The sequence below is a fragment of the Asanoa iriomotensis genome (genome assembly GCF_016862515.1).
Classification (GTDB): domain Bacteria; phylum Actinomycetota; class Actinomycetes; order Mycobacteriales; family Micromonosporaceae; genus Asanoa; species Asanoa iriomotensis.
In genome coordinates this window covers 1-11658 of the sequence record NZ_BONC01000015.1, presented here as the reverse complement: position 1 = coordinate 11658, position 11658 = coordinate 1, and the positions used below count along the sequence as shown (strand labels likewise).

The window sequence follows — 11658 nt, the reverse complement described above, 5'->3', positions numbered from 1 at the left end:
TCGATTGACCGATGATCAACTGCGCCCCAGAATTCGCCGGTGACCGATACCTGTCCCACCTGCGTCGTGCCGCTGGCCGTCGAGGAGGACCAGCCGCCCTGGTGCCCGCGCTGCGAGTTCAACCTCGACAAGCTCGCGCCGATCGAGAACGCGACCTGGTTCTACCGGACGATCCGGGCACGCGACCATCGCGCCGGATTCCGGGCGGACAAGCTGCTGGCCACCGGCACGCCGGTGCGGCCCGGCCGCGACCGCGCCTTCATGCTGCTGGTGGCGATCTCCGCGGTGCTGCTCGCGGTGCCCGCGGCGGCGCTGCTGGCCGGCATCTGGTTGCTGATCGCCGGGCCGGTCCTACTCGGCCTCGTGCTGCTCCTCGTGGCGTACCTGGTGCGCCCACGACTCGGGCGGGTCAAGAAGATCCTCAAACCGCTCTACCGGCTCGACGCCGAACGCGCGCCCGCGCTGCACGCCCTCGTCGAACGCGTCGCGGCCGCGACCGGCGCGCCACACCCCGACGTCATCGCCGTAGACCCGGGCCTGTGGGGCGCGTGGACGACCGTCGTCGGCATCCGGCAGCGCCGCATCCTGACGCTGGGCATCCCCTTGGTGGCCAGCGTCGAGCGGGCCGAGCTGGTCGCGTTGCTCGGCCACGAGCTCGGCCACTTCGCGAACCGGGACTCCCGCCGCGCGATGGTGACGATGCCGGCACGGGTCACCTTCGGCCACATCGCGAGCGGCCTGCGGCCCGACCGGGTGTCCGGTGTGGAGCGTGAGCTGCTCGGCCTGTACCTCATCGTCTACGAGCTGTGGCGGCTGATCAGCGGCCTGCTGTCCTGGCTGTCGTTCGCCGTGCACGCCGCGATCCACCTGGCGGCGGCACGCGACGACCGGCGGGCCGAGCAGCAGGCTGACCTGCTCGCCGTGCGGGCCGCCGGACGGGCCGCAACGCTGGGCCTGTTCGACGCGATCGCCGCGTTCCCCTTGTTCCGCGGCGCGATCACCGGCATCGCCCGCAAGGGCTACGCGATGGCCGAGTGGCGGCAGCGGGTCGCACAGAACCGGGCCCGCAACGACGACCGGACCGCCGTGCTGCGCCAGCTCACCATGCGCACGGAGGCGTCCCTGTTCAGCAGCCACGCCGCCACGGGACGCCGGCACCAGTTCGTCTCGACGCTGCCGGACACGCCGCCGGCCGTCACCGTCAGCGACGACGAGTGGGCGAGGATCGTCCGCGAGTTGGCCCCGTACGCGGAAACGCTGCGCAACGAACTCGCCGAACAGTACGAGATGTGACCTCAGATCGGCTCGGCGACCACGTCCGCGGCGCGGGCGGTGATCCGGGTGCCGTCGGTCAGGATGACGTCGACCAGCCCGGCCTCGTCGGCGGCGCTGACTCCGAACACCGGCGCACCGACGAACTCGGCACCGGACTCGGGTGACCGGCGGTTGCGGGGTGGGCGGTAGACCCAGCGGACCTCGCTCGCCGCGTTGTTCGTGTTCACGCGCACCGCCCCCGTTCACCGCCCTGGCGCCGAGCCTCCATTTTGCGGGGATTCCGGGTCGGGTCACGCACCGCCGCGCCGGGCCAACCGAGCTGCCCGCAGGGTGAGATAGCGCTGCTCCGCCGGGCTCGTCGCGCGGGCGGCCGCGGCCCGGTAATGGTCCACCGCCCGGACCGCGTCACCGGCCAACTCGTGCAGATGGGCGCGCACCGCGTGGAGCCGCTGGTGGTCCGGCAGCACCAGGTCGAGCGGGGCGAGCATGGCCAGGCCCTCCGCGGGGCCCGAGACCATCGCGGCAGCCACCGCGTGGTTGAGCGTGACCACCGGACTGCCGGTCATCCGTTCCAGGACGCCGTACAACGCCCGGATCTGCGGCCAGTCGGTCTCCGCGGCGCGACCGGCCCGGTCGTGCAGGGCGGCGATGGCGGCCTCGATCTGGTACTCCCCCACCGCGCCGCGTCGGAAGGCGTCGTCGACCAGCCCGGTGCCCTCCTTGATCAGCAGGTGGTCCCAGCGGGAGCGGTCCTGTTCGTCCAGGGGCACGAGGTCGCCGCCGGCGGTCGTGCGGGCGGGCCGGCGGGCCTCGGTGAGCAGCATCAGCGCGAGCAGCCCGGCGCTCTCCGGATCGTCCGGCCGCAGCCGGTGGACCATCCGCGTCAGCCGGATCGCCTCGGCGGACAGGTCCGCGTTGCGCAGATGACCGGCGTTGAAGATCAGATAGAGGACGCGCCGGGCCGCGGGCGTGACCTCGGCGCGGTCCGCGATGCCGACGTCCCGGACGGCCTGCTTGGCGCGGCTGATGCGGCGGGCCATCGTGGCCTCGGGCACGAGGAACGCGTCGGCGATCTCCGCGGTGCTCAGGCCGCCGACGGCGCGCAGGGTCAGCGCGATCGCCGACGCCTGCGGCAGTGCCGGATGACAACACATCAGGAGTACGGCCAACGAGTCGTCCCGGTCGGCGGGCGTGGGCGGTTCGGCCGGCTCGCGGGCCGCGACCAGCGCCTCCCGGCGGCGCCGGGCCTGGTCACCGCGGAGCTGGTCGACCAGCTTGCGCTCGCCGGCGCGGATCAGCCACGCGCGCGGGTTGTCCGGGACGCCGTCGGCGGGCCAGTGCAGCGCCGCGGCGAGCAGGGCCTCCTGCGTGGCATCCTCGGCGCCCGCGAAGTCTCCGCCGCGCCGGGTGAGCACGCCGACGACCTGCGGCGCGAGGCCGCGCAGCAGGTCGGTCAGCGCTGGTCTCATCCCACCAACAGGTCGAAGTCCGCGTCGGTCATGACCCGCCGCACGCCGATCGGTTGCCGCAACGGCCGCCCGCCCGGCCCGGGCACGGCCGAGATCTTCGCCGCGATCTCGATCGCCCGGGCCTCGGAGTCGACGTCGACGAGCTGGTAGCCGGCGAGCATCTCCTTGAACTCGGCGAACGGCCCGTCGGTGACCACCGGCGCGGTCCGCCCGTCGGCCCGCACGACCTTGGCCAGCTCGGGCCCGGTCAACGCCTCCTGCGTGACGAGCTCACCGGTGCCGAGCAGCTCCTCCCGGAGCGCGCCGTAGTAGTCCATGTGCGCCTTGACCTCGTCGGGCGTCCAGTCGGTCATGGGCTCGATCACGTCGCCGCCGTCGTAGTCGACGATCAGCAGGTACTTGGGCATGCGGTCCTCCTCGGGTCTCCCTTTCTGCCGGGGAGACGGAGCCGCCGCCCGGTTCAGGACACAACCCCGCGGACGGTCCAGGCACGGGCCGTGAGGCGGATCGTGCCGTCGGGTGCGACCGGCAGCCGGGAGCGGAGCAGGTCGCGCAGGCGGTTGCGGTCGCCGGGCTCGAGGTGGGCGACGAAGCCGGGCGCCGGGCCCTGACCGCCGAGGAACGGGGTCCAGAAGTCGTCGAAGCCCGTGAAGGTGGTCGGGATCGAGACCGCGTCGACGGTGACCCCGGTCAGGCCCGCGCCGGTCCACAGCGTCCGGAGCGGGTCGGGCCGGCAGACGGCGGCGAAGCGGCCCAGCTCGTCCGGCGCGGTCGGGTCGATGGTCGCGGCGGCGGTCCAGAAATACCGGAGCATCTCCATGCCGTCGGAGTAGTCCCACACGTAGGCGGCCACCGTGCCGCCCGGCGCCGTGACCCGGGCCATCTCCGCCACGGCGCGCGGCGGCTCTGCCACGAAGTTGAGCGCGAGGCCGCTGACCGCCACGTCGAACCCGTCGTCGGGCAGCGGGAGCGCGGCCGCGTCACCGACCCGGAACCGGGCCCGCGGGTCGCTGACCCGGTCGGCGGCGGCGGTCACGAACGCCGCCGAGCTGTCGACCCCGGTGACCTCGGTGGGCGCCGCGGCCGTGAGCACCGCGCCGCTCAACGCCCCGGTGCCGCACCCCACGTCGACCCAGCGCCGGCCCGCCGGCGGGGTCAACCAGCGCACGAACAGCGGCGCCACGCGCCGGCTCCACCGGCCCATGTAGGCGTCGTACGCGTCGCGCTGCGACCATCGGTCCCCCAACACGGGGGCAACAGTATCCGGCATTTGCCATCGAACACCCCGATCGAGTGAACGGATCTCGCATCCGTCACCCACCCGACTCTCGGCGACCCGCCCGGGCGTCCCGCGTGTGGGCGTAAGGAGCGTTCCGGTCGAGCGCGCCGATGAGCCGCAGCACCCGGCCGACCCGCAGGCGGCCACCGCCACCGGTGGCCGTGACCAACTCGACCAGCACCCTCCGCTCGCTGGGCGGCACGCAGGTCAGGATGATCACCAGCGGCAATACCGCTGCGGCCAGCTCCACCACCACGACGAGACCGACGAACGCTGCCACCGCGGCGATGAGCGCGATGTCCGTCATGGCGACTCCTCAGCTTCCACTCACGACGACGGCGATCACGACCACGAATGCGACCCCCGCCGCGAATGCCACGCCGACGACGGCGGCCAATGCCCGCACGATCGGCTCCACGGGCACCAGCGCCTGCCGTGCCGCTCGCAACGCCAGCAGCAGCACTGCCGCGGCAGCGACCAGATAGGCCTCCGGATAGTGGCTCAACGACCCCCATAGATCCGCAAGACTCACGATGATCACCTCACACCGTCGGGCCGAGCGTTGAGAATTCACTATCCATGATCGACATTCAAGGTCACATGCACATATTCACCAGGCGCGAATTCAACTGCTCAAAACGGGGCTAGAGTGCCATATGGCTGAGTGGTAGCGTCCATGTGGCGGCGTAGCGGACCGCCGTCTCCACACCAGCAAGCCCACATAGGACCTCGATCGGGCGAAACGGTCGGCGCGGACGATTGACTATCCGATGATCATGAATCAAGCTCCGCGGGTGAATATGCCCACGAACCAACTTGACCTCCGCCTCCTTTCCACCACCGGTTGCACGGGTGGAAGCTGCCCGACCATTTACGACAGCGGCCGAGGAACGATCATCGTGCAGGGTTATACGGTGCCGGCCGAAGGCTCGGGCGTCGCCGTCCCCGCGGGCGAGCAGCTCGTCGAGATCCCCGTAGACGTCCTGAGGAACGCCGTCCGCGCGATGGCGTGAACCACCATCGCGTCCACCACGCAGAAGGGAGCGCCCTGTGTCCCCTACGCACGGCGCTCACTTCGACCCGGACGACTCGTTGGGCCCGACGCTCGCCCGGTTGCGCCGCGCGAAGAACCTGACCGGCCGCGAGTTGGGCAAGCTCGTCGACATGAGCCAGCCGAAAATCTCCCGGCTGGAGAATGGCGTGGGCCTGCCCGACCCGGCCGACATCGAGCGCGTCGCGCGGGCCCTGGACGCTCCGGACGACCTGGTGCGCCAGCTCGTAGCTCTCGCCGAGCAGGCGCAGAACATGATGACCGACTGGCGCACCTCGACACTGTCGCTGCCGGGCCGGCAACACGACATCGGTGAGATCGAGAGCGGCGTCCGCGAACTGCGGGTCTTCCAACCGACGGTGATCCCGGGGCTGCTACAGACCAGCGAGTACGCGCGGGGGGTGCTGACCAGTTACCAGCGCGTCCTTTCACCGGCTCTCGACGCGGCCGCCAACGCGGCGGTGGCGGAAGCCGTCTCGGCGCGAATGGCGCGTCAGGAGATTCTCGCGGATCCGGCGCGGCGCTTCCATTTCCTGATCATGGAGGCCGTCCTGGAGAGCCGGGTCTGCGCCCCCGAATACATGCCGGCACAGATTCAACGTCTGCGAGAGGTGGCGAAGCAGGAGAACGTCACCGTCGGACTGCTTCCCACGGACTCCGACGTCACCACCCTCCCGATGAGCGGCTTCGTGCTGGCCGATGATGCCGTCGTCATCATCGACCTGCTCAACACCTCGATCTCGACGCGGGGCAAGTTGGATGCCGCGGCGTACCGGCAGGCCTTCGACGCACTCGCCAAAGCGGCGATCACCGAGATCGACCCGCTGCTCGACCGGCACATGGACCGTTTCCTGCGTGCGATGCGACAGACCCGGTAGTCGTCACACTTGTCCCGCCCGAGCCGCTGCTCTTACCGTCAGAACATGGATGAACACTCGAAGTCACATGTGCCCGAACCAGAGATCCGACATCCGCGGGAGGTGACGACGATCGCCACGTTGGCCTGCAACGGGGGAACGTGCCCGACGATCTACCGCGCCGTCGACGGCACCTACCTGGTCCAGGGCCCATCGGTGGACCCCGCCGCTTTCGGGATCGTCGTGCCGGCGGAGGAGTCCCTGGTGGCGGTGCCCGAGGCGTTGGTGGCACAACTGTTGGAGGTCGGGCGCCAGGCCGGCTGACCTGGCGCCCGATCGTCGGTTACATCGGTTCGATCCAGATGTTGCGGTAGCGGACCGGGTTCGTGTGGTCCTGGAGGCGGATCGGGCCCGGGGTGTTGGCCTCCGCCGCTCCCCCGCCCGTCGGGCCGTTGACGGCCACGTTGTTGTGCACCGTCACGCCGTTCCAGACCACGGTCATCCGGGCGTCCTCGGTCTTGGTCGTGCCGTTGAAGCGGGCCGCGCGGAACGTGACCTCGTAGGTCTGCCACGTCTCCGGTGCCGTCGCCGCGTTCACGTCCGCGGCCTTCTTCTGGTAGATCGCGGCCGCTTCGTCGTTGCCGAGCGACGTGTCGCCGAACGAGTCCAGCACCTGGAGCTCGTAGCGGTCCTGCTGGTAGACCCCGCTGTTGGCGCGGGCCTGGCCGGTCACTTCCGGGCCGTACAGCGGCAGCCAGAACTCGACGTGCAGCTTGTAGTCGCCGAAGCTCGCCCGGGTGCGGATGTCACCGCCGTTGACCTGCATGCCGCCGCCCGTGATCGTCCACGTCGGGTTGCGGCCGTCGGTGTGCTGCCAGTTCGCGGTCATCGACGCGGCGGTGCCGTCGAACAGCACCGTGCGGGTCGGGCCGGAGCCGGAGCCGTACACCTCGAACTCGTAGACCCGCGCCGCCGCGTTGCCGTCGCTGGTCGGAGTCGTGACGTTGAGGCGCACGTAGCGGGCCTGCACCGCGGCGAACGTGTGTGTCGTCGTCGCGGCGGTGTTCGCGGTCACGGTGGCCACTGTGGACCACGACGTGCCGTTCGTCGACACCTGCAGGTTGAAGTCCCGGGTGTTCCACGACGCGCTCTCGCCACCGGCGGCGGCGTGCTTGAGCACGACCCGGCTCACCGAGGTGGCCGCGCCCAGGTCGACCTGCATCCACTTGGCGGACCCGAGCGAGCACCACTTGTCGGTGTTGCCGCCCGACACGCTGCCGTTGACCGCCTTGGCCGGGCCCTCGTTCGCGTTGCAGGAACTGTCCGATGTGGTGGGCTTGTTCAGCGCCAGGTTGACCGACGCCGACGGGCCGCCGGTGAGCGTGATGTTGTCCAGGTTGACGTTGCCGATGTCACCGGCGTCGTAGCGGTACATGATGGTGTTGGTGCCGGCGTTCAACGTCACCGCGTCGGTCTTCACCGCCCACGTGTCCCAGTCGTTGGTGAACGGCAACGGCACCTGGCGCACCTTGGTCCCGTTGACGTACAACGACACCGTCTTGGTGCCCGTGCCGCCGTTGGGACCGTTGGCGTAGCGCAGGTTCACGTCGTAGGAGCCCGCGCTGGCCGCGGACACGGTGAACGTCGTGGAGGCGCCCTGGTTCCAGTAGCCCTCGACGAAGCCGGAACCGGTGTAGTTCAGGTGTCCGGTCGCGACGACGGCGCCGCCGGCCAGCGCGGCCGACTCGGCCTCCAGCACGCCCGGTTGCTGCGGGCCGCCCACGAGCGCGTTGAGGGTGTACCAGGCCTCCGTGCTCCACAGCTCCTGCCCGTTGGTCGCCGTGAACGGGCGCGGCGACCGCACGTACACGACGCGCCCCGCCTGCAGGCCGTTGACCTTCAGCGTCACCTTGCGGCCGTCGGCGGACGCGACCGCCGACGTGACCGACAGCGTCTGCTCGTCGACCTTGGGGCCGCCGTAGTTCTGCGTCGGCACGTACCGCCACTGCTTGACGGTGTACTTCGTGGCCAGTGAGGCGAGCGTCGCCGCCGAGATCGGTTGCGTGTACTCGAGCTCGAACCCGCCGGCGATCGCCCGCATGGCGAGGACGTCGAACACGTTGCCGCCGTTGGGCGTCAGCTTCTGCAGCCCGTACGTCAGCTTGCCCTCCTGGCCCCAGTTGCCGCCGGCGCCGAGGCCGCCGACGTAGATGGCGCCGTTCGGGCCGATCGACGTGCGCAGCACGCCCATCTCCAGGCCCTGGGTGTGCCGGAACAGCGCGCCCTGGTACTCGCCGTTGACCTTCTCCAGGAACGCCCGCTGCAGGCCGCCGTAGGTCACGTCACCGATCAGCATCTGCCCGGCGAACGTCCCTGACGGGATCATCACCGGCGTGCTCGGCGAGTTGGCGATCTCGTTCTGCGGCATCCACAGCACCGGCTGCGTGACCGGCTGGCTCTGGAACGGGCCGGGCGGGTTCATGTTGAGGTTGAAGAACCGGTCCTGCTTGATGTGCACGAGTTTCGACGACGGCAGCCAGTCACCCTGGTTGTCGGTGACGAAGATGCCGCCCTCCGGACCCCAACCGATGCCATCGGGGGTACGCAGGCCGCCCGCGACATAGTGGACGGCGCCCGTGTTCTTGTCGACCCGGATCGTCGTGCCGCGGTTGGGTGCCGGCTGCGGGTTCGTGGTCGCGCCGCCGTAGTTGATGGAGATGGACAGGTTCAGGTAGAAGTACGGCGCCTGGTAGAGCAGGCCGAAGGCGAACTCGTGGAAGTTGCCGCCCCACGGCCAGGTGGCCACCTGCCGGTAGTTGTCGGTCACCCAGTCACCGTTGGTGTCGTTGAGCTCGACGAGGCGATGCTTCTCCGACACGTAGAGCTTCCCGTCGACGTACTTGATGCCCATCGGCTCCCGCAGACCCTGCGCGATGCGCTGGTAGGTCACCTGGGACGGCGCGGTGGCGGTCTGCACATTGGACAGCAGGTAGACCTCGCCGAGCACGTTGTCCGTGCCGCCCCAGGTCGTGATCGCGAGCCGGCCGTCGGGCAGCCAGTCCATCGCGGACACCTGTGGCTGGAAGCCGGTGGGCCGCAGGTTGGTCAGCGTGTAGTTGGGGTTGACCGAGGTCAGCGGCAGCCCGTCGCCGGGTGCGTCCGTGCCGCCCTCGCATTCCTTGCGGCCGGGCGCGGTCACCCGCACCACGCCGGCGTCCGTGGACAGGACGCTGTTGGGCACCAGGACGAACGACGACGAGCCGGGCGTACGCCAGTCCAGGGTGATCTGCTGGTCGACGCTGCGCTCGAAGTGGTCGATCCGCAGCGAGTGGTAGCCCGTGGTGAGGGTGATCGTGCCCTCCTTGGGCGGCTGCGCGCTGTGCAGCCCGTCGTGGTCGATCACCACGGTGTTGTCGATCAGCAGCCGCGAACCGTCGTCGCTGGTCAGCCGGAACGTGTACGAGCCGGCGGTGGCGATGTTGATGTTGCCGATCACCTGGCTGACGAAGTTGTCGCTGAGCCCGCCGAAGTCGGCGGTCGTCGTCCAGTTGATCGTCGGCATCAGCTTGTCCACATTGGGCGTCTGGCCGGGCTTGAGGTCGCAGATCTCGTTGAGGGGCACCTGCACGTCGAAGACCCGCAGGGTGACACCGGGTTCCTGGGGCGGCACGGCGGCACTGGCGGCGGCCGGGGCGACGAGCAGGCCGCCGACCAGCAGGCCGGCGGCCGCGAACCAGGACAGGGGACGTAACCGTGTGCTCATTGTTCCTCCGGGACGGGAGAGGGACGGAGCGAGGATGTGACGGATCGACGCGCGTCAGCGCGTTGCGCACACGGTAGGGGTCTTCCAGGCCACCTGTCCATATCTAAACGTCGATGCGACAGAACTTCCGTCGAATAGAGCAGAAGTAGCACCGATGCCAACTAAAGGGTTGCCGACAGTCACTCCATTCAGGGATAGTCATCGATATCTACCCTCCGGAGGCCGTCATGCGCACAGCCCGGGTCATCGCCGCCGCCGTCGCGGCACTCGCCGTCCTGCTCCCCGCCACCGCCGCCGCGGCGGCACCGAGCCTCGCCCGCTTCGCCGGCCTCCCCGGCACGGCGTGGTGGACCGCCAATGGAAAGACCATGGTCGCGGTCGACGGTTCGGTCCACGCGGACGCGGTCGCGGGCCTGCGCGACGCGCTGCGCAACCGCGGGCAACTCGTCCGCGACGACGGCACGCTGCGCCGGCACATCGCCGGCGCCGACCCGTTCTACCAGGGCGGCGGGTTCGGCGGCCGGTGCCTGATCGGGTTCAACGCCCGCGCCGGCAGCACCTACTACTTCCTCACGTCGCGGCACTGCGTGGGCGCCGTCGCCAGCACCGTCTACGCGGACGCCGCCGCCACGGTCACGCTCGGTGTCGTCAGCGCGGTGACACCGAGCCGCGACACCGCGCTGATCCGCTACACCAACACCACGATCGTCAAGCCGAGCGCGGTCAACACGTATCCGGGCCTGCAACCGATCACCGCGTTCGGGATGGGCGCCGTCGGCTCGCGGGTCTACCGCAGCGGCCCGAACGGGCTGCGCGCCGGCTCGATCACCGCGGTGAACGTGACGGTCAACTACGCCGACGGCACGGTGACCGGGCTGATCCGCACGAACATCTGCAGCCAGCCCGGCGACAGCGGCGGCCCGCTCTTCGCCGGCACGACCGGCATCGGCATCACCTCGGGCGGCAGCGGCTCCTGCACCACCGGCGGGGTCAGCTACTACGCCTCGGCACAGGTGGCCGGCACGAGCTACGGCGTCGGACCTTACTGAGAGCTACCGTTGGGCTCAGGAACGACGTCCGTACGGGGGGAACGTCATGATCGTCGTTACCGGTGCGTCGGGTGAGCTGGGCCGGATGGTGATCGACGAGCTGTTGCTCCGGGTGCCCGCCGGGCAGGTGGTGGCCGCTGCGCGCAGCCCGGAGAAGCTCAACGACCTGGTCGACCGCGGCATCGACGTGCGGCCGGCCGACTACGACCGGCCGATGACGCTGCGGGACGCGTTCGACGGCGCCGACCGGGTGCTGCTGATCTCGGGGCCGGTGCCGGGCGCCCGGCTGCGCCAGCACCGGGCCGTGGTCGACGCCGCGCGGGCGACCGGGGCGTCGTTCATCGCGTACACCAGCGTGGCGCACGCCGACGACACGCCGATCCCGGTGCCCGACCACGAGCGGACCGAGCGCTACATCGCCGAGAGCGGGCTGCCGTACGGCTTCCTGCGCAACAACTGGTACAGCGAGGTCTACATCCCGGTCGCACGGCGGGCGGCGATGACCGGCGAGGTGCTCGGCGCGTCGGGTGCCGGTCGGATCGCCTCCGCGCCGCGCGCCGACTACGCCGCCGCGGCCGCCTCGGTGCTGGCCGGCGACGGTCACGACAACAGCGTCTACGAGCTGGCCGGCGACAGCGCGTTCACCAAGGCCGAGCTGGCCGATCTGGTCAGCGACCTGTCCGGCGAGCCGGTGACCTACCGGAACCTGACCACGGCCGACTACCGGGACGCCCTGGTCGCCCAGGACGTCCCGGAGCCCGACGCGGAGTTCACCGCGCGGGTGGACGAGGGCATCGCGGCCGGCGGGTTGGCCGACACCCCGGGCACGCTCGCCCGGCTGATCGGCCATCCCACCACCCCGTTGGCCGTGACGCTCGCACCCGCCGTACGCGGGATCTAGGGTCTGTCTCGAGG

The 11658-nt window shown here is 70.5% G+C and carries 12 protein-coding genes; 5 read left to right on the top strand and 7 right to left on the bottom strand.

The window, feature by feature from the left end; translation table 11 throughout:
- Nucleotides 1-39: 39 nt before the first annotated feature.
- On the top strand, nt 40-1293 hold the full coding sequence (locus Air01nite_RS12910; RefSeq protein ID WP_203702289.1) for a M48 family metallopeptidase: 1254 nt from the start codon (nt 40-42) through the stop codon (nt 1291-1293).
- 2 nt (nt 1294-1295) lie between these two features.
- On the opposite strand, the gene Air01nite_RS12905 is transcribed toward Air01nite_RS12910, so the two are convergent.
- From Air01nite_RS12905 to Air01nite_RS12880, 6 genes are all read right to left on the bottom strand, one after another.
- On the bottom strand, nt 1296-1502 hold the full coding sequence (locus tag Air01nite_RS12905; RefSeq protein ID WP_203702287.1) for a hypothetical protein: 207 nt from the start codon (nt 1500-1502) through the stop codon (nt 1296-1298).
- 63 nt (nt 1503-1565) lie between these two features.
- Nucleotides 1566-2744, bottom strand: a complete 1179-nt coding sequence (locus tag Air01nite_RS12900) for an RNA polymerase sigma factor (protein WP_203702285.1) — start codon at nt 2742-2744, stop codon at nt 1566-1568.
- The gene (locus tag Air01nite_RS12895; RefSeq protein WP_203702284.1) at nt 2741-3151 is read right to left on the bottom strand and encodes a YciI family protein; all 411 of its coding nucleotides are present in this window, start codon (nt 3149-3151) and stop codon (nt 2741-2743) included. Before Air01nite_RS12895 ends, Air01nite_RS12900 begins: the two co-directional genes overlap by 4 nt.
- Nucleotides 3152-3204: 53 nt before the next feature.
- Nucleotides 3205-3993 (bottom strand): class I SAM-dependent methyltransferase, encoded by a 789-nt coding sequence (locus Air01nite_RS12890; protein WP_239090679.1) that lies wholly within the window; start codon nt 3991-3993, stop codon nt 3205-3207.
- A 64-nt stretch (nt 3994-4057) separates the two neighbouring features.
- Nucleotides 4058-4330 carry a hypothetical protein gene (locus tag Air01nite_RS12885; protein WP_203702282.1) on the bottom strand — a complete coding sequence of 91 codons (273 nt, stop codon included), beginning with the start codon at nt 4328-4330 and terminating at the stop codon, nt 4058-4060.
- Nucleotides 4331-4339: 9 nt separating this feature from the next.
- On the bottom strand, nt 4340-4555 hold the full coding sequence (locus tag Air01nite_RS12880; protein ID WP_203702281.1) for a hypothetical protein: 216 nt from the start codon (nt 4553-4555) through the stop codon (nt 4340-4342).
- A gap of 518 nt (nt 4556-5073) precedes the next feature.
- On the opposite strand from Air01nite_RS12880, the gene Air01nite_RS12870 reads away from it, so the two are divergent.
- Nucleotides 5074-5952 carry a helix-turn-helix domain-containing protein gene (locus Air01nite_RS12870; RefSeq protein WP_203702280.1) on the top strand — a complete coding sequence of 293 codons (879 nt, stop codon included), beginning with the start codon at nt 5074-5076 and terminating at the stop codon, nt 5950-5952.
- Nucleotides 5953-5997: 45 nt separating this feature from the next.
- On the top strand, nt 5998-6255 hold the full coding sequence (locus tag Air01nite_RS12865; protein WP_239090678.1) for a hypothetical protein: 258 nt from the start codon (nt 5998-6000) through the stop codon (nt 6253-6255).
- Between the two features lie 19 nt (nt 6256-6274).
- Here the strand turns inward: Air01nite_RS12865 and Air01nite_RS12860 are convergent, their stop codons facing one another.
- The gene (locus Air01nite_RS12860; RefSeq protein ID WP_203702278.1) at nt 6275-9694 is read right to left on the bottom strand and encodes a 3-keto-alpha-glucoside-1,2-lyase-like domain-containing protein; all 3420 of its coding nucleotides are present in this window, start codon (nt 9692-9694) and stop codon (nt 6275-6277) included.
- 227 nt (nt 9695-9921) lie between these two features.
- On the opposite strand from Air01nite_RS12860, the gene Air01nite_RS12855 reads away from it, so the two are divergent.
- Both Air01nite_RS12855 and Air01nite_RS12850 read left to right on the top strand, forming a co-directional pair.
- A complete protein-coding gene (locus Air01nite_RS12855) occupies nt 9922-10743 on the top strand; it encodes a S1 family peptidase (RefSeq protein ID WP_203702276.1) in 822 nt (273 codons plus the stop codon).
- A 46-nt stretch (nt 10744-10789) separates the two neighbouring features.
- Nucleotides 10790-11644: an SDR family oxidoreductase gene (locus Air01nite_RS12850; RefSeq protein WP_203702275.1), complete on the top strand. Its 855-nt coding sequence runs from the start codon at nt 10790-10792 to the stop codon at nt 11642-11644.
- Nucleotides 11645-11658 lie beyond the last annotated feature (14 nt).